At 67.0% G+C, this 22,258-nt stretch carries 16 protein-coding genes; 1 reads left to right on the forward strand and 15 read right to left on the reverse strand.

Going from position 1 to position 22,258, the window contains the following annotated elements:
- Window positions 1-215: 215 nt before the first annotated feature.
- From LO55_RS12665 to LO55_RS12685, 5 genes are all read right to left on the reverse strand, one after another.
- A complete protein-coding gene (locus LO55_RS12665; protein ID WP_229409763.1) occupies window positions 216-824 on the reverse strand; it encodes a Rhs element Vgr protein in 609 nt (202 codons plus the stop codon).
- 150 nt (window positions 825-974) lie between these two features.
- Window positions 975-2,066 carry a porin gene (locus LO55_RS12670; RefSeq protein ID WP_071361710.1) on the reverse strand — a complete coding sequence of 364 codons (1,092 nt, stop codon included), beginning with the start codon at window positions 2,064-2,066 and terminating at the stop codon, window positions 975-977.
- Between the two features lie 44 nt (window positions 2,067-2,110).
- Window positions 2,111-2,419 (reverse strand): AtuA-related protein, encoded by a 309-nt coding sequence (locus LO55_RS12675; RefSeq protein ID WP_071361711.1) that lies wholly within the window; start codon window positions 2,417-2,419, stop codon window positions 2,111-2,113.
- 1 nt (window position 2,420) lies between these two features.
- Window positions 2,421-3,764, reverse strand: coding sequence for an acyclic terpene utilization AtuA family protein (locus tag LO55_RS12680; RefSeq protein ID WP_071361712.1), 1,344 nt, complete (start codon window positions 3,762-3,764; stop codon window positions 2,421-2,423).
- A gap of 31 nt (window positions 3,765-3,795) precedes the next feature.
- Window positions 3,796-5,139 carry a CitMHS family transporter gene (locus LO55_RS12685; protein ID WP_267873256.1) on the reverse strand — a complete coding sequence of 448 codons (1,344 nt, stop codon included), beginning with the start codon at window positions 5,137-5,139 and terminating at the stop codon, window positions 3,796-3,798.
- 107 nt (window positions 5,140-5,246) lie between these two features.
- Between LO55_RS12685 and LO55_RS12690 the strand changes: the two genes are divergently transcribed.
- Window positions 5,247-6,176 (forward strand): LysR family transcriptional regulator, encoded by a 930-nt coding sequence (locus tag LO55_RS12690; protein WP_071361714.1) that lies wholly within the window; start codon window positions 5,247-5,249, stop codon window positions 6,174-6,176.
- Window positions 6,177-6,220: 44 nt separating this feature from the next.
- Here LO55_RS12690 and LO55_RS12695 read toward each other — a convergent pair whose 3' ends face one another.
- The 10 genes from LO55_RS12695 to LO55_RS12740 all read right to left on the reverse strand — a co-directional run bounded on the left by LO55_RS12695 (window position 6,221) and on the right by LO55_RS12740 (window position 22,191).
- Window positions 6,221-7,711, reverse strand: coding sequence for a right-handed parallel beta-helix repeat-containing protein (locus LO55_RS12695; protein WP_071361715.1), 1,491 nt, complete (start codon window positions 7,709-7,711; stop codon window positions 6,221-6,223).
- A gap of 143 nt (window positions 7,712-7,854) precedes the next feature.
- Window positions 7,855-9,522 carry a methyl-accepting chemotaxis protein gene (locus LO55_RS12700; RefSeq protein ID WP_071361716.1) on the reverse strand — a complete coding sequence of 556 codons (1,668 nt, stop codon included), beginning with the start codon at window positions 9,520-9,522 and terminating at the stop codon, window positions 7,855-7,857.
- A gap of 249 nt (window positions 9,523-9,771) precedes the next feature.
- A complete protein-coding gene (locus LO55_RS12705) occupies window positions 9,772-11,445 on the reverse strand; it encodes a methyl-accepting chemotaxis protein (RefSeq protein ID WP_218145978.1) in 1,674 nt (557 codons plus the stop codon).
- A gap of 298 nt (window positions 11,446-11,743) precedes the next feature.
- Complete coding sequence (locus tag LO55_RS12710) at window positions 11,744-12,940, reverse strand: dipeptidase (RefSeq protein ID WP_071361718.1); 1,197 nt, start codon at window positions 12,938-12,940, stop codon at window positions 11,744-11,746.
- Window positions 12,937-14,517: a serine hydrolase gene (locus LO55_RS12715; protein ID WP_071361719.1), complete on the reverse strand. Its 1,581-nt coding sequence runs from the start codon at window positions 14,515-14,517 to the stop codon at window positions 12,937-12,939. The genes LO55_RS12710 and LO55_RS12715 overlap by 4 nt, the downstream gene beginning before the upstream one ends.
- Complete coding sequence (locus LO55_RS12720) at window positions 14,514-15,545, reverse strand: N-acetyltransferase DgcN family protein (protein ID WP_071361720.1); 1,032 nt, start codon at window positions 15,543-15,545, stop codon at window positions 14,514-14,516. The genes LO55_RS12715 and LO55_RS12720 overlap by 4 nt, the downstream gene beginning before the upstream one ends.
- On the reverse strand, window positions 15,545-17,788 hold the full coding sequence (locus tag LO55_RS12725) for a TonB-dependent receptor (protein ID WP_071361721.1): 2,244 nt from the start codon (window positions 17,786-17,788) through the stop codon (window positions 15,545-15,547). Before LO55_RS12725 ends, LO55_RS12720 begins: the two co-directional genes overlap by 1 nt.
- 31 nt (window positions 17,789-17,819) lie before the next feature.
- On the reverse strand, window positions 17,820-19,118 hold the full coding sequence (locus LO55_RS12730; RefSeq protein ID WP_071361722.1) for a peptide MFS transporter: 1,299 nt from the start codon (window positions 19,116-19,118) through the stop codon (window positions 17,820-17,822).
- A gap of 8 nt (window positions 19,119-19,126) precedes the next feature.
- Window positions 19,127-20,149, reverse strand: a complete 1,023-nt coding sequence (locus LO55_RS12735; protein ID WP_071361723.1) for a dipeptide epimerase — start codon at window positions 20,147-20,149, stop codon at window positions 19,127-19,129.
- Window positions 20,149-22,191 carry a serine hydrolase domain-containing protein gene (locus LO55_RS12740; protein ID WP_071361724.1) on the reverse strand — a complete coding sequence of 681 codons (2,043 nt, stop codon included), beginning with the start codon at window positions 22,189-22,191 and terminating at the stop codon, window positions 20,149-20,151. Before LO55_RS12740 ends, LO55_RS12735 begins: the two co-directional genes overlap by 1 nt.
- Window positions 22,192-22,258 lie beyond the last annotated feature (67 nt).

Here is a 22,258-nt window from a genome sequence, read left to right on the forward strand (position 1 = left end):
ATTGTGTTTGCTGGTGGCTCCAATGCTCACTTGCATTACAACTGCCCAACGTTGGAAGCCTTCAAATGAAAACCACCCTCATCTCCCTTGCCGCCGCGTTTCTGACGGCTGTGCTTGTGTACATCGCCATGCTTATGTTCGCAACGGGCGTATACGTCGAGACTGTCGGGAACATCATCGTACTTTCATCCATCGGTGCGGGGGCCGCTACGGCATTAGTCCTGCGACTTCGGAACCGTCGCCAGTAAGCAGCGCCCCCAATCACGAGGCAGATTCGCCACGCTGCTGGGATCGGCTAGAAAGCCCGCAAGCACCTCTTCATACAGCACTAGACTGCCTGCGTAACGCCGCTGGCGCATCGCTGCCGAAGAGCGTAAGTGCTTGAGGGAAAAGTAATCTGCCAACAAGTCGCCTTGAGCCTCCATGTTGTAGTCTGCAAGCGTTTTACCCGGTGCCAGTTCGTAGTGGTATGGCAGTCCAACACGCACCGCACCGCGTAGACGCACCGCGTATCCAAGCTGATGCTGCCAAACATGCACCATCTCATGGAGATACCAGTGCACCGCTGGCGGGTCGCCCCGGGTGTAATCGGGCAGGAAACAGGAACGGTGAAAGTACAAGCTGCCGTTGGGCGTCATGCAGCAGTTCTTCGGCTGGAAAGGCATGTAGCGGCGAGCATGGACGCGCACCCGCCGATAGTCGACGGAGTCCTTGAACAGCAGTCGAGCCATCGCTGTCTCCCCGGCGGTCAAGCTCCGGGAACGCTGTTCGCTGTGAAGGCCGCGATGGGTTTTTCGCAAGCGGCCATTGATTTCGTAGTCCATGGACGAATCGTACAACAACGGCGATGGCACGACTCGTGACGCTCGAAACGAGCGCGTGCTGGCGCCGTTCCTGCGTGACTTCGGCGACTGCACCAACCTGCACCGTGAGGCCGGCGCGCTGGCTGGCGCTGCGTTTCAGGCCGGCCTAGCTCAGAAGCTGTGCCGCAAGCCGATATTGAAAGCCCGGTCGCCTGAACCCGCCTCGGCGTTGTTGCCCACCGTGTAGCCGGCGCCATTCTTGTTGTCGATCATCCCGTACGAGGTATAGGCGCTGGTGCGCCTGGACAGGGCGTGGAGGTAACCCACCGCGTACTGGACGGCGTCCTGGTTCAGCGCCGTCTTGTCGTTCTTGCGGATGACCGAGGTCACGAAGGTGCCGGCGGCGCCCACCGGGATGGTGGCGCCGACCAGCGTGTCGTCGCCCTCGAGCGTGGGATTGAACTCCCGGCCATAGGGCAGCGGCGTGGCATTGTTCAGCGGCGCGCTGTTCGGTCCTTCGTCGCGGCTGTAGGCGAAGAACACCTTGATCGCCTTGAAGTCGACGTTGGCCACGAACAGCGTGTTGCTTCCGCTGGCCGTGCCGGTGAGCGTGGCGTTGTCGTTGTTGCGGTGGTTGTGCGCCAGCCGGGCGTTGATCGCTCCTTTCGAATAATTGAGGCCGACGTTGTACTGGCGTCCGGCCCCGCTGCTCGCGCCGCCGACTTCGCCCAGCGAATACAGGACTTCCGCGCTGAAGCCGTTCTTCACCGGCGTCGCGTAGATGATCGAATTGTTCGCGCGCAGGTTGGCGCCCGCGACCGGGAACAGGTTCTTGGCGCTGCCCGACATGCCGCTGCCGAAAGGGTCGCCCACCTGGCCCAGGGCGTTGTAGGTCAGCGTGTACTGGCGGCCGATGGTGAGGCTGCCGGCCTCGCGGCTTTTGAGGCCGACGAAGGACTGGCGGTTGAAGGCCTGGCTCGATGAGGCCAGGGCGCCGGTGTCGATCGAGATGCCAGCCTCGAGCACGAACAGCGCCGAGACGCCGCCGCCCAGGTCTTCCGAGCCCCGAAAGCCCAGGCGCGAGGCGGACGCCACCCCGCTGCTGACCTTCGTGATATTGCCGGCCGCGCCGCCGCGTTCGGACACGATGCCGGCGTCGGCGACGCCATAGATCGTGAGGTTCGATTGCGCCGTCGCCGCATTGCTGGCGGCGCCATAGGCGAGTGCGAGCATGGCGATGCGAATCGCCGCCGATATGTTCATGCTTGTCTCCTTGGATTTTTTTGTGGGTGAAGCGTGCTGCTGGACTACGGCGCCTGGATCTCCATGTCGAGCAGCACCGAGCTGAGCGACTTGCCATGGGCGTCCAGGGCCAGCGAACGGGTTACGCCGCCGCCGAGGGCGCGCTGCATGACGAAGTTCATCGCGCCCAGTTGCGGCAGCAGGTAGCGCGTGACCTCGCCGTGCACGATGCCGGCGAAATGCCGGCGTACCCGCTCCGCCGTCACGGCGTGTTCGAGCAGGGCGTAGTCTTCCTGGCGGTAGGCGATCAGGGACAGGTTCGAGATGTCTCCCTTGTCGCCGGCGCGCGAATGCGCGATATCGCGTAGTTTCATGTCAGGTCTCCTCGAAGTGGATGGCCGGGGCGACCTGCGCGGCAGGCAGCAGGGTGGAGCGGATGGCGACCACTTCGCGCGCCGACCTGGTGGCCCCGCCGCCGCCGGCCGGTCCGCAGGTGTACAGGGTCTCGACCTCGTTGCCGACGCGGACCGCCTCACGCATGCTGTCGGCGCGGCCCACCACGCGCAGGCGCACCTCGAGCGGCTCGGCGCCCGGCGCCAGGCTGTCGCCCTGCAGCGGGTTGACGCTGTTCACGCCGATCAGGTCGTAGCGCACCTCGGTCAGCGCGACCCCGGTCAGCGCGAGCCGGCTGGCGACGATCTCCTGCGCCAGGCGCGCGCGCGCCAGGGCGCCCGGCCCGGCGTAGGAGATCTGGCCCTCGCCGACATAGCTGTCGACATAGCCGATCGACACCTTCAGCATGCCGCTCTTCGGATGGCCGCCGGCGCCGTCGATCGCCACGCGATCCGGCCCGGCCTGGTTCATCGTCACGGCGGAAAAATCGGCCACGACGTCGGGCGTCAGGTAGGCGGCCGGGTCGTGGATTTCATACAGCAGCTGCTCGGTGCAGGTGGCGGTGGTCACGCTGCCGCCGGAACCGGCCACCTTGGTGATCTCGACGCTGCCGTCGGCGCCGATGACGGCGATCGGGAAGCCCAGCCGCGCCAGGTCGGGCACGTCCTTGCGGCCCGGATCGGCGAAGTAGCCGCCGCAGACCTGGCCGGCGCATTCGAGCAGGTGGCCGGCGAGCGTGCCCTGTCCCAGCCGTTTCCAGTCGTCCATCGCCCATCCGAAGGCGTGGATCGCCGGCGCCAGCACCAGGGCGGGGTCGGCCACGCGGCCGGTGACGACGACGTCGGCCCCTTGCGCCAGCGCTTCGACCAGCGGCGCCGCGCCGAGATAGGCATTGGCCGACAGCAGACGCTCGCCCAGGGCCTTGACCGGTGCGCCGGTATCGTCCAGGTAGTCGCCCTGGCGCAGCTGGTCGAGGACGTCGTCGCCCGTGACGGCGGCGATCTTCAGGCCCTCGATGCCCAGCGCGAGGGCGATTTCCTTGATCCTGGCGGCGGCCGCGAGCGGGTTGGCGGCGCCCATATTGGTGATGATCCTGATGCCCTTGGCGGCGCAGGTCTCGAGCACCGCCAGCATGCGCGCCTCGAGCAGCGGATCGTAACCGAGCGCCGGATCCTTCATCCTGGCCTGCTGGGCCAGGGCGATGGTGCGCTCGGCCAGGCACTCGAAGATGAGGACATCGAGCTCGCCGCGTTCGGCCAGTTCGAGCGCGGGCTCGATGCGGTCGCCCGAATAGCCGGCGCCGCCACCGATGCGTAGGGTTTTCATCATGGTTTCCTGGATGTGGTCAATGGGATCTTCAGAAGGGGAACAGGCCGACGAGCACCGCGACGCAGGTCATGAAGACCGTGGTGGCGAACAGGTACGGGATCGTGAAGCGCTGGTGCTCCCCGAGGTCGATGCCGACCAGTCCGACCAGCAGGAAGGTGGCCGGGGTCAGGGGGCTGACCGGGAAACCGGTGGTCATCTGGCCCATCAGCGAGGCCTGGGCCAGCTGCACCGGAGGCACGCCGAGGGCCGCACCGGCTTCGGCCAGCACCGGCAGCACGCCGAAGTAGAAAGAGTCGGGATCGAAAATCAGGCTCAGCGGCATGGACGCAAGGCCGGTGACGAAGGGCAGGTGGCTGGCCAGGCTGGCCGGGATGCTGGCCGCGAGCAGCTGGGCCATCGCGGTCAGCATTCCGGTGCCTTTCATGATGCCAGTGAAGACGCCGGCCGCGAACAGCAGGCTCGCCATCATCAGGGCGGCCTTGGCGTGTGCATCGACGCGCTTGCGCTGTTCGGCGACGTCCGGATAGTTGATCAACAGGGCCAGCACGGTGCCGAGCATGAAGCAGGCGACCGGATCGAGCGTGTTGGTGATCATCGTCGCCAGCACCACGATCACGAGCAGCACGTTGACGATGAAGCGCCGCGGCCGGCGCAGCTTCAGCTGTTCTTCGTCGATCTCGTGCACATGATGGCTTGCCGCGCCGGCGCTGGCGCCGGCCAGCATGGCGCCGGCCAGGCCGAGGCGGCGCTGTTCGCGCATGCCCATCAGCCAGGCGCAGGCGAAGACGAACAGCATGCCGGCGATCTGCACCGGCACCATGGGCAGGTAGAGCTCGGACATCGGGATGTGCAGCGCCGCCGAGGCGCGCAGCGTCGGTCCGCCCCAGGGCAGGGCGTTGGCGACGCCGGCGGCCATGGCGACGATGCAGGCCAGGATGCGCTTGTCCATCTGCAGCTTGATATACAAGGGCAGCATCGCCGGCACCACCACCAGGAAGGTGACCGCGCCGGAGCCGTCGAGGTGGACGATCGCCGCCAGCACGGCCGTGCCGAGCGTGATGCGGGCGGGATGGGTGCCGACGATTTTCAGGACCCCGTTGACGATCGGGTCGAGCATGCCGGCATCGGTCAGCACCCCGAAGAACAGGATGGCGAACACCAGCATGCCGGCGATGGGCGCGATCGCGCGGATGCCGTCGGTGATGAAGGTGCCGACCTGGGGGCCGAAGCCGCCTGCCAGCGCGGTGAGCACGGGGATCGCGATTAATGCTACCAGTGCGGACATCTTCCTGCCGAGGATGACGAACAGCAAGGCGAAAATAGTGACGAAGCCGAGGAAGGCCAGCATGGGAAGTCTCCAATCTTTTTTGATGTGCTTGTCGATGCAGCACTTGAGTCCATTCTGGGGTCGCTTGGTTTTTCTTGTAAAATGGATTTTTCCGATTGATTATGCGGTTTTTTCGATAAGTGGCCGGGACGATGCTTCCGAATATCTCCACCAAACAGCTGCAGGCTTTTCTCGCGCTGGACCAGCACCGTCATTTCACGCAGGCGGCCGAACGCTGCCACCTGTCGCAATCGGCCTTCAGCGCCGTGATCCAGAAGCTGGAAGCGACCGTCGGCGCCAGGCTGGTCCAGCGCGACACGCGCAACGTCACGCTGACCACCGAAGGCGAACTGTTCGTGGAAGTGGCGCGCACGCTGCTGTCCGACCTGGACGCCGCCTTCACCGACATGAGCGATTTCATCGCCCGGCGCAAGGGCAGGGTGGCGCTGGCCGTCCTGCCTTCACTGGCGGCGAACGGCCTGCCGGAGGTGATCGCGCAATACAAGGCGCGCTATCCGGGCATCACGGTGCAGCTGTTCGACGCGCTGTCGGACCAGTGCCTGCACCTGCTGCGGCAGGGGAAGGTCGATCTGGCGCTCACCGCCCCGGGAGCCAACCTGTCGGAATTCGATACCCGGACCTTGTGCAGCGATCCGTTCTTCTTCGTGTGCCGGCGCGACCATCGGCTGGCGCGCAAGCGCAAGATCAGGGTGGCCGACCTGGCGGGCTGCGAACTGATCCACCTGGCGCCGTCGACCAGCGTGCGCCAGCACGTCGACCAGCTCACGCGAGGGCTGGCGGTGCGCCATTCCGGGCTCGAGGTCGAGCACCTGGCCACCGTGGCCGGCCTGATCGGCCACGGCCTGGGCGTCAGCCTGGTGCCCGAGCTGACGCTGTTCCAGTTCCGCAGCCTGGACCTGGTCGCCATTCCGCTCGAAACGGCCGCCGTGGTGCGGCCGATCCTGATCGTGCAGCGCAAGGACCGGGCCTTGTCGAGCGCCGCCCAGGGGATGCTCGAACTGATCGAGGCACGGCTTTCCACGCACGGCCGGCAACGCGTGGCCACGCCGGTGGACGTCTAGTCGTTCACCGGCGCGGCGTGAGGTCGACCGTCCGTGGGCACGGCCTACTTGTTCGCCGCCGGCGCGGAGCCGTATTCGTCGGCGCCGAGGTCGATCGTGCCTTCGATGCGGGCCTGGCCGTTGATGTCGGTGACGCCGTTGACGGGAATGGCGCCGCCGGCAAAGTAGCGGCTCCACAGCGGCGAGGTCCAGGTGGTCAATGCGGCGCCCGTCGCGCCGACGCCGATGGCGGGCGAGGTCGCCTGCAGGTTCAGGTTGCCGCTCTCGGGCGCGATGAAGCGCGGATCGGCAAGCACGCGCACGCCGGGCAGGCTGCCGCCGCTGGCGTTCGTGCCCCACCACAGGTTGGTGCCCCACACATTGCCGCTGTGGCCGCTGCCTTCGTTCAGATAATTGTCGGCTGCGGGACCCGTGCCGAAGAAGATGTTGTTGGAAAAGCGCGAGTCGATGACCTTGTGCTGGAACACGATCTCGGTGCCCCAGCCCTGGTTCTTGTAGAACGAGTTGTTGTGCACATGGATGCGGCGCGCCGCGCCGAGGCCAGCATCGTAGCCGCCGACCGTCAGTCCCACTTCGCGGTTCTTGTAGACGACGTTGTTCGACATCACGATATCCTCGGTCGCCTTGCCGGCGTGTTCGCTGGCGAACTCGAAACCGAGATCGTTGCCGGTCGACGTGTTACCGTCGAAGACGATGTAGCGGCCGCCATCGACATAGAAGCCGGCAGCCGAGCCTTCGCCGCCGTACCACGGATTCGTCGAACTGGAATTGTTCACCGCGCGATTGTTCCTGACGATGCCGTTGCGCGCCCGGTCCTTGTCGCCGCAGCCCGAGCACTCGCCTTCGAAACCGATGAAGTCGAAGCCGATATTGTTGTTGTCGTGGACGTGGTTGTTCAGGACTTCGAAGCGGTCCACGTTGCCGTTGATGACCAGCGCTTCGCTGGCCTGCAGCACGTTCTGGTAGACCTCGTTGCCCTGCACCAGCAGGTCGGTGATGCCGGCGCTGGTCGTCCCGAATACCGCGAGACCGTGGGCGCCCACCGCGCACGGGTCCCTGCAGGTGCTCGTGTGCTTGATGCCGTGGATCTTGTTGTCGACGATCTGCAGGCCGGCGCCGCTCCCTTCGATGAGGATGCCGACCGGCGTGGCGCTGCTGCTGCCGGAAGTAAAGCCGGTCACCTCGAAGCCTTCTACCCGGACATGGTTCGCATTCCTGATGGTGATCAGGCCCTGGCGGCCTGAAGGCGTCACGCCGCTGCCGCCTTTCAGTACCACGCCGGGATCGGCCTTGATCGTGATGGGCGCGCTGGCGGTGCCGGATTTGTTCGCCACCAGCACCTTCTGCGTATAGGTGCCGGCAAGAACGCGGACGGTGTCGCCGGCGACGGCGCCATTGACCGCTGTCTGGATCGATTGGCCGGGACTCACCGTGATGGTGGCCGCGTGCGCGGTACCCAACTGTGCGGCCAGCAGCAGGCAAGCGGCGGCGCCGGTCGACGCGGTCGACTTCATGAAGGCTTCGAGATAGTTCAACGGTCTCTCCAAATAGTCAGTGGAGTGTAAATACTAAGCGTCGCCGTTGGTGAAATCAACATATTTCGTCATTTAAAATTAGTTTTCGAAAGCTGATATGAAATATTTCGATATTTTCGATATCTTTCGAATTGATGGTCGTTTCAGCCTGCGGGTACCTCGTCTTCCATCGCCGCTGCCGCGCTGCGGCGGGCTTTCGGACCTGCCACGAATCCGTGGCCGGCAGCCGGCGCGCGCAGGCTGGAGACGGCATGCCGCTCGTCGTCGCCGATCTTGAACACGCTGACCAAGCGCGCCAGCGTGGCCGCCTGATCCTCGAGCGAGGCGGCGGCGGCCGCCGCTTCTTCCACCAGCGCCGCATTCTGCTGGGTCACGCCGTCCATCTGGGTGATGGCTTCGTTGACCTGCTCGATGCCGACGGTCTGCTCGGCGCTGGCCGAGGCGATCTCGGACATGATGTCGGTCACGCGCGTGATGCCCTCCACGATCTCCTGCATGGTCGTACCGGCTTCGTCGACCAGGCGCCCGCCGGCGTCGACCTTGGCCACCGAGTCGGTGATCAGGCCGCGGATTTCCTTGGCCGCGCCGGCCGAGCGCTGCGCCAGGTTGCGTACTTCGCTGGCCACCACCGCGAAGCCGCGGCCCTGTTCGCCGGCGCGCGCAGCTTCCACGGCCGCGTTGAGCGCCAGGATATTGGTCTGGAAGGCGATGCCGTCGATGACGGCGATGATGTCGCCGATCTTCTTCGACGACGCGTTGATCGAGGCCATGGTGGCGACCACCTGCGACACCACGTCGCCGCCGTGCGCGGCGATCCGGGAAGCGTTCCTGGCCAGGACGTTGGCCTGGCGCGCGTTGTCGGCGTTCTGGCGCACGGTGCCGGTCAGCTCTTCCATCGAGGACGCCGTTTCTTCCAGCGAACTGGCTTGCTCCTCGGTGCGCGATGACAGGTCCAGGTTGCCGGTGGCGATCTGCTGCGAGGCCGTGACGATGGTCTCGGTGCCGGCGCGCACCGCGCTGACGGTCTCGAGCAGGCTGGCGTTCATGGTCTTGAGGGCGGCGAGGAGCTGGCCGACTTCATCGCGCGAAGCCACGTCGATGCGGGCGGTCAGGTCGCCCGCGGCGACTTGCCGGGCCAGTCCCACTGCATGGCCCAGCGGCACCGTGATGCTGCGGGTGAGCAACCAGCCGAACACGGCGCCGATCGCGAGCGCGCCCACGCCGAGCGCCGTCAGCACCTGCCTGGCCGAGGCATTGAGTGCGTCGATATTGGCCTGCGCCTCGGCCGACAGCGACTCCTCAAAGGCGACGACCGCCTGCACCGCCGCGACGTATTTGTCGACCTCGGGCATCACCTTGTCGCGAAAGAAGGCCTGGACCTCGGGATGCCCGGCGCCCAGCGCCGCCTTCCGCTTGAAGCCCTCGTCGCGCAGCCCCGTGTAGCGGCTGCGCTGGCTGGCGACGGCGTCCATCAGCGCCTTGCCCTGGCCGGTGTCCACCATGGCCTCGAGCCGCTTCTGCGTGACGCTCACGCCGGCGCTGGTCTTCTTCATCTCGGCATCGTAGTGCGCGTCCTCGGCCGGATCGGCGCTGGCGGCCTTGGCGCGGGTGCGCACCGCATTGCCTTCGATGCCGCGCAGCCACTGCTGGGCAAGGTTGACGCTGAGCGCAGCGTCCGCCATCACGGTCTTGGCTTCGGCGATGCGGCTGAGTTGCCACAGCGCGCTGACGAGCATGACGGCCACGAGGGCGAGGACGGCGGCGAATGCGCCGCCGAGACGGATTCCAATCTTGAGATCGCTGATTTTCATTGGTGTCTCCTGTGCGAATGACGAGGTGGCCTTCATCGCACGCAAGGGCACAGGTGTGACATTGCGTGAGATTTATTGCTCTACATCAAGGATAAGCGTGGATCGGGGAAGGCGGACTACCGGAAGTCCGTAAATCTCCACGCTTGTTGCTGACAGGGAACAGAAAAGTAGCGGAACGATATGAAGCGGTGAGTGATTGATATCGTTTGTGGTCGCGGCGACCACGGCAGGTCGCCGCGACCGGGCGGATCAGGCGATCGCGTCTTCTTCCACTTCCGCCTGCAGGCTGCGCTCGACACGGCCTGGGGCCGGCTTGCTGCGCACGACCAGCGCCCGGCCGCTCTGTGCCCGATGGACGCTGCGGACGGCGTTCTCGTCGCCGACCTTGAACACGCTCACGATCTGCGCCAGTGCGCTTGCCTGTTCCTGCAGCGAGCCGGCCGCGGCGGCGGCTTCCTCGACCAGCGCGGCATTCTGCTGGGTCACGCTGTCCATCTGGGTGATGGCTTCGTTGACCTGCTCGATGCCCATGGTCTGCTCGGCGCTGGCCGAGGCGATCTCGGACATGATGTCGGTCACGCGCGTGATGCCCTCCACGATCTCCTGCATGGTCGTACCGGCTTCGTCGACCAGGCGCCCGCCGGCGTCGACCTTGGCCACCGAGTCGGTGATCAGGCCGCGGATTTCCTTGGCCGCGCCGGCCGAGCGCTGCGCCAGGTTGCGCACTTCGCTGGCCACCACCGCGAAGCCGCGGCCCTGTTCGCCGGCGCGCGCAGCTTCCACCGCGGCGTTGAGCGCCAGGATGTTGGTCTGGAAGGCAATGCCGTCGATGACGGCGATGATGTCGCCGATCTTCTTCGACGACTCATTGATCGACGCCATGGTCGCCACCACCTGCGACACCACTTCGCCGCCGTGCGAGGCGATCTGGGACGCGTTCTTGGCCAGGACGTTGGCCTGGCGCGCGTTGTCGGCGTTCTGGCGCACGGTGCCGGTCAGCTCTTCCATCGACGAGGCGGTTTCTTCCAGCGAGCTGGCTTGCTGCTCGGTGCGCGACGACAGGTCGAGGTTGCCCGAGGCGATTTCCTGCGATGCGGTGACGATGGTCTCGGTGCCGGCGCGCACTGCGGTGACGGTCTTGAGCAGGCTTTCGTTCATGGTCTTGAGCGCCCCCGTCAGGGCGCCGAGTTCGTCGCGCGAATCGACGTGGATGTCGGCGGTCAGGTCGCCCGACGCCACTTGCTGGGCCAGGCCGACGGCGCGCGCCAGCGGGTGGGTGATGCTGCGGGTGAGCAGCCAGCCGAACACGGCGCCAATGGCGACCGCGGCGACGCCGATCAGGATCAAGGTGCGCCGCACCGAAGCGCTGATGGCGTCGATGCTGGCATTGGCATTGGCGGCCATCTTTTCCTGGAAGTCGGCCAGCTTGCCGGCGGCCTCGGTATAGGCGCGCATCTCGGGCATGACCTTGGTGTCGAGGAAGGCCAGCAGTTCCGGATTGCCGGCCCCGAGTTCGGTCTTCATCTTGTAGGCCTGGTTGCGCGCCGCGCTGTACTTGGCGCGCTGTTCGATCAGCGCCGTCAGCAGCACCTTGCCGCCGGGGGCGACGATCACTTGTTCGAAGATTTTTTGCAGCTCGCCGGCGCGCTTGCTGATCGCCTTCATGCCCTCTTCGTAGGACTGCTCGTCGGCCGGGTCGATGGCCCGGATCTTCGCCACCGTGCTGACGGCGTTGGTGATGATGCCGGCGCGCATTTCCTGGGCCAGCTTGGCTTTCTCGGTGGCCGCCGCCATCTCTTCCTTGGCGTCGGTGATATGTTTCAGCTGCCAGAGCGCGGTGCCCAGCATGATGACCATCATGGCGAGGATGACGGCAAAGGCGGCGCCGAGGCGAACGCCGATGTTGAGATCTTTGATTTTCATGGTTTCCAGTTCCGAGAACAAAAGGCCGGCTTGTGACTTGTTAAATCCAGGCATGTGGCGTTAGAGCAACATCGCTGAGTCCGGTCAAAAGTACACGTTGTAGGTGGCCCTGGGAAACCCAAAAGTGTGCTTTTTGCCTCCGATGTTGCGAACGGGAAACGAAATAATGTATGGATGTTACGGGCCCATAACACTTACATACTAGAGTTATCTAGTAATCAATATAATTTGGGTGGTGATTTATAGCGCCATCATATATATGGTAAGGACCCATTTTTAACAAATCTTCGACAATCGCTTACAAAGGCGCGTGTTTTTCCGCCGCCTCCAGCACGCGCAGCAGGTTGCCGCTCCAGAGCTTTTGCAGGTCGGCGTCCGACATGCCGTTCGCCTTCAGGCGCTGGGTGATGCGCGGCAGGTGCGCCACGTTGTCCAGTCCCGCAAGGCCGCCGCCGCCATCGAAATCGGCGCCCATGCACACGTGATCGATGCCGGCCACCGCGATCAGGTGCTTGAGCGAGGCGATGTACTGTTCGAAGCTGGTCTGCCACAACGGTTCGACCGCATCGAGCGCCAGCCACTCCTTGCCCAGCGCGGCTTGCTCGGGCGGCGCCAGGGCGCCGATGTGTTCGAGCCGGTCGAACAGCGCCGCGCGTTGCGGCCCCATCCTCAGTTCGCTCAGGTAGATGGTGGAGGCGCAGATCGCGCCGCCGCCGGCCGCGATCTTGCGGATGCGGGCGTCGTCGATATTGCGCGGGTGGTCGTAGCTGGTGCGCGAGTTCGAGTGCGACAGCAGCAGCGGGGTGGCGGACAATGCCAGCAGCTGGTCGACCGTCGCATCCGACGCGTGGCTGGCGTCGATCACCATGCCCAGCCGGTTCATCTCGCGCACCCAGTCGCGCCCGAGCGGCGACAGGCCGTTCCACGTCGGCTTGTCGGTCGACGAATCGGCGAACTGGTTGTTCTTGCCATGGACGATGCCGACCAGGCGCACGCCCTGGCGCTGGAACTGGGCCAGCGCCGTCATCGCCGCGGCGCCGTCGCCGAGCGGATAGCTGTTCTCGATGCTCTTGAACGCCACCAGCTTGCCAGCGGCGTCGAGACGGCGCGCTTCGGCGGCCGTGGTGGCGACGCCGATGCGGTCGGCATGGGGCGCCAGCGTCGTGTCGATCAGTTGCGAACGCGCCAGCGCATGGGCGCGCGCCGCCGCATAGCCCTCGGGCGTCAATGGCCCCTGGTCGGTGAAGATGGCGAAGAAGCCGCCATCGAGGCTGCCCTCGCGCATGCGCCCCAGGTCCACCTGGGCGACTTCGACGGCGGGATCGTGGCGCGCGCCGAAGTCCCAGCCTGCGCGGCCGAAGTGCACCGGCGTGTCGAGGTGGGCGTCGAGCGTGAGCAGGCGACGGTGCGTGTCATCCACCGGCGCACCGGCGGGAGCGGCGCAGCCGGCGAGCGCGAACAGGAGGGCGAGACAGGAAGGCGTGGTCGTTTTCATTCAGGCGCTTTGACAGGGGTGAAGTTCAGGTCCGCGTAATCCCAGCTGAAATCGGCGATCGGCGACACCGGCGCCAGCTTGATGCCCTGCACCTTGCCGTCCTGGTCGAAGGCGAAGCTGAGGTAGGCCGGCTCCAGCGCATGATCGTCGAAGCGGGTGATCCAGGTGTCGTATTGCCAGTGATCGAGGCGGCCCGCCATGCGCTGGGTCGAGGTGAAGTCGACCCGCAACCCATTCTTGTCCCGGGTGATGGCGAGCTTGCCGTACCAGGGATCGGCATACTCGCCCACCAGGGCCGCCGGCGGCAGCGACGGCGTCGATTTCACCGGCGTGGCCTGCTTGGCTTTCAGGAGCTCCAGCCCTTCCTTGACCTTCTTCGCCTTGTAGGCCTGGAAGGTCGCCGGCCAGTCGGCCCGTGGTTTACCCAGGTAGTGGTCGGCCAGTTCGTACATCAGGCCGCGCACCAGCTCTCCATCCTCGCTGTTGATGGCGATGGCGAAGCCCACCTTCTGCTCGGGCAGCAGCACCACGGCGGTGCCGAAGCCGAACACCGCGCCGCCGTGCCAGATCATGCGCGCGCCCCGGTAATCCATCAGGTCCCAGCCCAGGCCATAGCTCGACAGCTTCGACTCGAGCAGCTTCAGCTCGGGCGGCATGGGTCCGGTGGGCATCGGCATCGATGGCGTCCACATCTGCTCGTGGGTCGCGGCGCTGAACACACGCTTGCCCTCCGGCGTCGCGCCGGCGCCGAGCAGCGTCTGCAGCCAGCGCGCCAGGTCGTTGGCGCTGCTGGCGACGCCGCCGGCCGGGGCCGCGTTGCGTCCCAGGTCGTCGCGCTCGTCGAGCCGCACCTGGTCGCCGGCGCCGCGCAGGCCGCCGCTTTTCATCCCACCTATCCGCGCATGGGGATAGGCGCGGTTCTCAGTGGCGAAGTTATCGAGGTTATGGGTGGTCGACACCGTCATCCCGGCCGGGCGCAGCACGTGCTCGCGGGTGTACTCTTCCCAGGTCTTGCCGCTGACCTGCTCGATCAGCTGGCCGGCCACCACGTACATCAGGTTCGAATAGGCATAGGTGCTGCGAAAGCTGGTCGCCGGCTTCAGGTAGCGCACGCGGCGCACGGTTTCGGCGCGCGAGAGCTTGCTGCGCGGGACGAACAGCAGGTCGCCGGCGCCGTAGCCAAGGCCGCTGCGGTGGGTCAGCAAATCGCGGATCGTGATCTCGCGCGTCACCCACGGGTCGTACATCTGAAAGCCCGGCAGGTGCTCGATCACCTTGTCGTCCCACTTGATTTTTCCATCATCGACCAGCGTGGCCAGCGCCGCCACCGTGATCGCCTTGCCGGTGGAGCCGGTCGGGAACAGGGTGTCGCCATCGACCGCCGCCGGCGCGCCCAGCTGGCGCACGCCGAAGCCGCGCGCCAGCGTGGTCTTGCCGTCTTCGACAATGGCGATCGCCATGCCCGGCACGCCGATGCGCTGGCGCAGCAGCTCGGCGCGGGTTTCGAAACCGCCTGGGGGCGCCGCCAGCGCGGGAGCGCAGGCGAGGACCAGCAACAAGGAAAGAGCGTATTTCATGGAGTCTCCTGGCAGGCGTCGAGCAGGCGTTCGAAGGCGGGGCCGCCGCGCATCGGATCGGCAACAGGATACGGCAAGCGCGCCGCATACGCAGCAATTTCGGCCTCGGCCGCCTGCGCATCCATGCCGCCGGTGTTCAGGGCCACGCCCACGCAGCGAATCGCGGTATTGGTCACCCGGCCCAGCGCGATGGTCTGCCCGATCACGGTCTCGATCGACGGCAGCGGCGAGGACGGATAGCCGAGCAGGTGCTCGCGCCGCGGATCGTGGCACACCACGAACATATCGGGCTGGCTGCCGTGCAGCAGTCCCAGCGAGACGCCGGCGAAGGCCGGGTGGAACAGCGAGCCCTGGCCCTCGATCACGTCGATGTGGCCGGGCGCCGCTGCGGGGCTGAGGATCTCGGCGGCGCCGGCCACGAAGTCCGAGACCACGGCGTCGATCGGCATGCCGCCGCCGGCGATCATGATGCCGGTCTGTCCGGTGGCGCGGAAGCTCACGTCGGCGCCGCGCGCCGCCAGGCCGCGGCTGAGCGCCAGCGCCGTGTACTTCTTGCCCAGCGCGCAGTCGGTGCCGACCGTCAGGATGCGGCGTCCGCTGCGCGGCAGGCCGGTGGCGATCGGGATGCCGGCCGGCGGCGTGCGCACGTCGACCAGGCGCCGGCCGCTGCGCGCGGCGGCCTCACGCAGGGCGGGCAGGGCGTCGAGGCGCACGTGCATGCCCGAGACGACGTCCAGGCCGGCGTCCAGCGCGGCGGCCAGCGCCGGCACCCAGGCGTCGGGGATGCCGCCGCCGGGCGCCGCCACGCCGATCACCAGCGCGCTCGCGCCCTGCGCCGCCGCCTCCTCGCAGCTCAGGTGCGGCAGGCCGGCCGAGACGGTGGCTTGCGGCAGGCGCAGCTCGCCGACGCAGCGCTCGCGCGCCCAGTCGCGCAGTCCGAAGGCGGTCTTGGCGAAGCCCGGTTCGGTGACGTCGCCGAGGAACAGCAGGCAGCGGCCGACGGCGCGGTTGTCCAGTGCTGAAGCCATCAATACTCCCGGGTCAGGGTGAAGCCGACGGTGCGCGGCGCGATCACGCCGGTGCCGAGCGCGCCGTTCGGATAGGCGAACATCCCGTTCGGCATCAGCTCGGCCGTCGACAGCTTGCCGTCGCTATTGCCCAGGTTCTTGCCGAACACTTCGACGGTCCAGTTGCCGAGTTCGAGGCCGGCATAGGCGTCGACCACGTTATAGGACGGGATTTCGCGCTGGCGGCCGTTGGCCGTGCGGTAGTCGAGATCGAAGCTGGCATGTTGTCCGGCCATGCGCCGCACCGAGGCGCCGGCGAAGGCCGGCGTGGTGTCGCCGATGGTCCAGCGGTAGTCGGCCAGCAGCGAAGCGCTGTACCGCGGCGAGAATGGCAGGCGGTCGCCCTTGAAGCCGCCCACCAGCGCATCGGTGTCGTCGTCCAGACGCGCCTTGTTCCAGGCGCCGTTGGCCGACAGGCGCAGCCCCCGCAACGGACGCCAGCCGGCGCTGATCTCGACCCCGTCGGCGGTCGCGCCGGCGCCATTGGCGTTGATGCCGAAGCCGTTCACGTTCGCCAGCAGCTGGATGTCCTTCCACTTGATCTGGAAGGCCGACAGGTCGAGCGACCAGCGGCCATCGTCGCTCTGGGTCTTGAGGCCGGCCTCGTAGCTCATCACGCTGTCCGAGTCGTAGGTGGCCGGCGTGTCGGGCGGGGCGGCCGGGGGAAGCACGTTCGGCCCGCCGGGACGGAAGCCCTTGGCCGCGCGCGCGTACACGGCGGTGCGTTCGCTGAACTTGCGCTTGAGCGAGACGGCATAGGTGAACACGTCCTCCGACGATTCCGCACGGTTGTCGGCCGGTGTCGTCAGCACCCCATCGCCGAGCTGGTGCGCGTCCTGCTTGTTGTGGCTGTAGCGGCCGCCGATGTCGAGGTCGTACACCGGGTTCAGGTGGATGGTGGTGTTGGCGAAGGCGGCGACCTCGCGGTAGTTCGAGCCCAGTTTGACGTCGGCCAGCGTCGGCAGGCCGGAGGCCGGTGTCATCGTGCCCGGCACCAGGGCGTGGTAGCGCTGGGCCAGGTCGCCTTCCTCGTCGGTGTAGTAGAGACCCGCCAGCCAGTCGACCCGACCGCCGCCGTTGGAACTCAGGCGCAGCTCTTGCGTGAACTTCTTGACCTCCAGTTCCATGCCCATGTACAGCTCGTTGGGCACGCCCAGGTTGTCTTCGACGAACTGGCTCAGATTGAACGTGACGTCCTCGCGCGCGTACTGCTTCTGGGTGCTGTAGCTGGTCGACGAGGTCAGGCTGGCGCTGCCCAGGTTCCAGTTGGCGGTGCCGTTGAAGACGCGGTAGTGGATGTCGCGCATCTGCGGCACGAACTGCGACTGGGTCGGACGGCCATACAGGGTCTCGAGCGAGTCCGGATCGCTCTCCACGATGCTGGGGGCGTCGGTGGCGATGTTCTGCGCCACCGCCGTCAGGCGCAGGTCGAAGTCCTTGTGCGGCTTGTACAGCAGCGAAGCACGGCCGCCATAGTTCTCGGCCTTGTTGATGTCCCTGGCCACGTCCGAGCCGGCGGTGCCGATCGAATCGATGAAGCCGGGCTCCTTCTGGTACGAGACCGAGGCGCGCGCGGCCAGCGTTTCGCTGATCGGGGTGTTCACCACCAGGTTGGTCCGGTACGAGACGCCGCCGCCGTCGACCGATGCCGCCCCGATGCGGGCGCGCATGGCGAAGCCGTCAAAGTCCGGCGCATTGGTCACGAACTTCACCAGGCCGCCGAGCGAGCTGGCGCCGTACAGCGCGCCCTGCGGGCCGCGCAGCACCTCGACCCGCGCCAGGTCGAAGGTGTCGAAGTCGCCGGCCAGGATCGCGCCGTTGGCCAGGCCGCTGCTGGAGCCGAACGGCGTCTCGTCCAGGTAGACGGCGACGGTGGACGCCACCCCGCCGGTGTCGAGGCCGCGCAGCACCAGGCGGCCTTCGCCCGGGGTGCTCTGCACCAGCTGCAGGCTGGGCACCAGCTTGAGGTAGTCGGCAAAGCCGGTGGCCTGGTGTTTTTCCAGCGCGTCGCCGCCGACCACCGACATCGACTGCGGCACGTCGACCATGGTTTGCGCGCGCTTCTGGGCGGTCACGACCACCTGCTGGACGTCGTCGCGCGCTTGCTGTTGCTCCTGTCCGCCAGCCCAGACACTGGATACCGCGAGCGCCATGGATGTCAGGACGATGCTGCCTGCTGCTGTTCTTGGCGTGGGAAGTGCCATGTGGTTCTCTCCTGTTTCTCGTTATCGTTTATCAAGCGTTGGCGCCGGCGACGCCGCCGGCATGCAGCCGGTCCGCGTGCTGCATCGGACCGTTGAGATGCCACAGCAGGCCGGCGGCGACCGTGGCCAATGCCGCCAGCAGGGCGAAGAAGGCGCCGGGTTCGAAGCGGCTCCACAGCCCGCCCACCAGGCCGGCCGACAGGCTGCCGGCGAAGGTGACCAGGAACCAGGCGGCGACCGTGGTGCTGCCCAGGTCGCGCGGCGCCAGCCGGGCAAACAGCCCCAGGCCGGTGGGCAGGATGAACAGCTCGCCGATCGTCAGCACCAGGAAGAACAGCACCAGCCAGATCCAGCCTGTAGCCGCACCTTCCGCGCCGTTCGCGCTCCAGCCGGCCATCGCCAGCAGCAGGTAGGCGCCGGCCACGATCAGCGCGCCGCAGGCCATGCGCCGCAGCGGCGCCTGGTCGACGCCGGCCGCCGCACGGCGGTGCCAGTACGCCAGCAGCGGCGGCGTGAGCAGCATCACGAACAGCGGATTGAGCGACTGGAACCAGGTCATCGGGATGGTCCAGTCGCCCAGGGTGCGGTCGACGCCGCCGTCGGCCCACAGGGCCACCGTGTTGCCGACCTGCTCGTAGGCGGCGCGGAACACCGTGACGGCCAGGCCGATGCCGACCAGGACCAGCACCGTCTCGCGACCCAGCCCGCGCGGGGCGCCGTCGTGCAAGGGTTCCGGCGTGCGCATGGTTTCGGGCGGCAGGTAGCGCTGTCCGGCGACGTAGATCACGAGGCCGAGCAGCATGCCGATGCCGGCCAGGCCGAAGCCGTAGTGCCAGCCATACAGCTCGCCGACCGTGCCGCAGATCAGCGGCGCCAGGAAGCCGCCGATATTGATGCCGACGTAATACACATTGAAAGCCCAGCCGCGCCGGGCGTCGGTGCGCGCGTACAGGTCGCCGACCTGGCTCGGCAGCGACGGCAGGAACAGGCCGTTGCCGAGGGCGATGGTGGCCAGCGCGACGTAGAACAGGGCGTCGAAGGTCATCATGAAGTGCCCGGCCGCCATGATCGAAGCGCCGATGATGATGGCGCGCCGCTTGCCGAGCCAGCGGTCGGCCAGCACCCCGCCCAGGATCGGGGTGAAGTAGGCGGCGGCCGTATAGGCGCCGTAGATGAACGAGGCCTGGGCCTGCGCCAGCAGCAGTTCCTTGGTCATGAAGTAGACCAGCAGCGCGCGCATGCCGTAGTACGAGAACTGTTCCCACATATTGGTCAGGAACAGGATCGTCAGCCCGCGCGGATGGCCGAACCAGGTGGCGTCGGTGCTCATGCTTGCGCTCATCGCGATGTGAAGGCAGCCAGGGTGGCGCGCCCGCCCCAGACTTCGGGACCCGACCAGACATTGCCGTCGACGTACTCGACGCCGGGACGGCGGTCATTCGCCAGGAAGATCGGACCGTCGAGGTCGACGATGTCGCATTCCTGGCCGAGCACGAAGCTCGGACCCATGGACAGGCTCGAGCCGCCCATATTGCCGACCATGACGCCAAGGCCCAGACGCCGCGCCTCCTGCGCCATCAGCAGGCCCTCGGTCAGTCCGCCGCACTTGTCGAGCTTGATGTTGACCACGTCATAGCGGCCGACGCTTGATGCGACGTCGCCGAGGGACAGGATGCTCTCGTCGCCCGCCAGCGGGATCGGCGAGCGCAATCCCTCGAGCTCGGCCTCATGCCCGCGCGCCAGCGGCTGTTCGAGCAGGCGCACGTCCTGGGCCAGCAGGCCGGCGATCAGGGCGTCGAGCTGGCCGGCCACGAAGCCCTGGTTGCCATCGACCCCGAGCCAGGCGTCGGGCCGCGCGGCGCGCACCGCGGCCACGCGCGCCAGGTCCAGATCGAGTTCGCCGGTCAGCTTGATCTTGATGGCGTGGGCCTGGGCGTAATCGAGGGCCGTCGTCGCCATCGCTTTCGGCGCGTCGGCGCCGAGCGTGAAGGTGGTGCGCAGCGGCCTGGGCGCCGCCTTGCCGGCCAGCTGCCAGACCGACACGCCGGCGCGCGCCGCTTCGAGTTCCCACAGCGCGCAATCGACCGCATTGCGCGCCCCGCCGGGAGGCAGAATCGTGCGCAGTTCGTCGCGCGTGGGGCCGGCGGCGATGTCGCCGCTGGCGCGGTCCAGCAGCGACAGCATGTGGGCCGCATTGTCGCCCAGGTAGTAGACGCCGCAGGCTTCGCCGCGCCCCTGGTGGCGGCCGTCGCCCAGGGTGACGACCACCACCTCGAAAGCTTCGAACACATGGCCCGAGATGCGGAAGGGTTTGAGGAGCCGCAGCTTTTCGGTCGCGACCGAGATCGTCAGGCGGGCCATCAGTAGTTCACCGTCATGGAAAGCAGGCCGCCGCGCAGGGCCACGTAGGCCAGCAGCAGCGCCGACAGGAGGTACAGCACGCTCCAGAACTTGCGCAGCCGGCCCGTCTCCTTGAAAGCCAGTTGCAGGTTGCGCGCGCCGGAGACCAGCGCCGCCGCGAAGGCGAACAGGCCGCCGATCTGCAGGAGCCACAGCCATGGGTCGAGCGGGGAGGTCGCGTTTTCCAGCGTCGACTCGAAGGCCGCCACCACGCCGCCCCAGCCGGCCAGCACCGCCAGGATGGCCAGCGCGGAAAGACGCGTGGCCAGCGCCGCCTGGCGCGCCGGCTTGTCCAGCGTGTGCTGCAGCTTGTAGCGGCGGCGCACGATCCAGCCTCCCGGCATGGCCAGCACGGCGAACAGCAACACCGCGGCGGCGACGCAGGCGGCCGGGATCAGCCAGGCGCCGTCCTTGCCGGCCGGGACGCGGTCGAACACCATGAAGGGAGACATGAAGTCCATGCTCCAGCGCACCACCTGACCGTTTTCGAGCTGGGCCGCGAGGCGGTCTTCGCCGTTCTTGTCGCGCCACACGAAGGGCGCGATCTCGACCCATTCGCGCGGACGGCCGTTGGGGCCGAGCAGGGCCGGCACCACCAGGTTCCCCTTGTCGTCGAGCGTGACCTTCACCTGGCCCAGCAGGCTGAACAGGGCGAAGAAGTTCGATTCGGAGCGGCGCGTGCTTTCCCAGGAACCGGTCATCATCTCGGCATGGCGCTTGGCCTCGGCCTCGGCCACGCGGCCATCGGGCGGGAGGGTGGTGGGGAAGTAGCGATCCGAGAAGTCCTGGAACACGGCGCTGCGCAGCGTATTGGAGGCGCCGGCGCGGCCGCCGCTGTTGACCGACAGGTACAGGCCCACGCCGTCGTCCATGTACAGGTGCAGCGAGCTGTGGAAGCCCTCGGTGTCGCCCAGGTGGGCGATCACGTCGCGGCCGTTGACGTTGGTCTCGAAAAAGCCCAGCTCCATGCGATTGAGCGGCGGCAGCAGCGAGGACTTGCCGATCTTGTCGAGCGGGCTGTCGTGCATGGTCTTGGCAGTGGCGGCGGACAGGATGCGCTGGCCGTTGAATTCGCCGCCGGCCAGGTGGGCGATCATGAAGTTGGCCATGTCCAGGCCACTGGCCGAGAGCGATCCGGCCGGCGCCGAATTGACGATCTCGAAACCGAGCGACGGCTGGCCCGGCTTGCTGTAGCCCTTGGCCATCAGTGGTTCCAATGCGGCCGGCAACGGCTGGCGGAAGGTGACGCTGCGCATGTTCAGCGGCGCGAAGATCTGCTTCTCGACGTAGTCGTTGAACGGCATGCCGGACACGCGCTCGACCACGTAGCCGGCCAGCGAGGTGGCGTAGTTCGAGTAGGCGGGCGTGGCGCCGGCGTCGAAAATGCGCTCGGGAACCCATGCCTTGAGCAGTTCGCCCAGCGGCCTCGCATTGCCCTTGTCATAGACGATCAGGTACTTCACCGACTCTTCGAAGCCGGCGGTGTGGGTCATGATCTCGCGCATCGTCACCGGCTTGCCGGCGCGCTGCGGGATCTTGAAATCGAGGTAGGTGTTGACGTCGGCGTCGAGGTCGATCTTGCCCTGCTCGACCATCTGCATGACGGCGGTCCAGGTCACCAGCTTCGACACCGAACCGGGACGGAACAGCGTGCGTTTGCCATCGACCGGCGTGCGCTTGTCGACGTCGGCATAGCCGAAGCCGCGCGCGCTCAGCACCTGGCCATCCTTGACGACAACGACCACCGCGCCCGGGATGTCGCTGGTGTTGAGGGCGAACGGCATGTAGCCGTCGAGCCAGGTGTCGAGATCGGCCTTGTCGAGGGTGTGGCCGGCGGCGGCGGGGGACTGGACGGCCGTCTGCGCCGTAGCGGAAGGGGGCTTGGCGACCGGGCCGGGGGAGATCGGCGTCGGCGGCAAGGTGGGCGTTTGCGTGGCCTGCTGGGCAAGCGCGCCGGCATTCCAGCACAGCATGCCCAGCAGCAGAATCTTCAGAAATCTCATCGAGTCTCCCTTTTCCCTGTTCGTTCGGTTGATTGCGGTCCACCGGCCCAGCCTATAAAATAAAGCT

The organism is Massilia timonae (assembly GCF_001866515.1).
Lineage (GTDB): Bacteria > Pseudomonadota > Gammaproteobacteria > Burkholderiales > Burkholderiaceae_D > Telluria > Telluria timonae.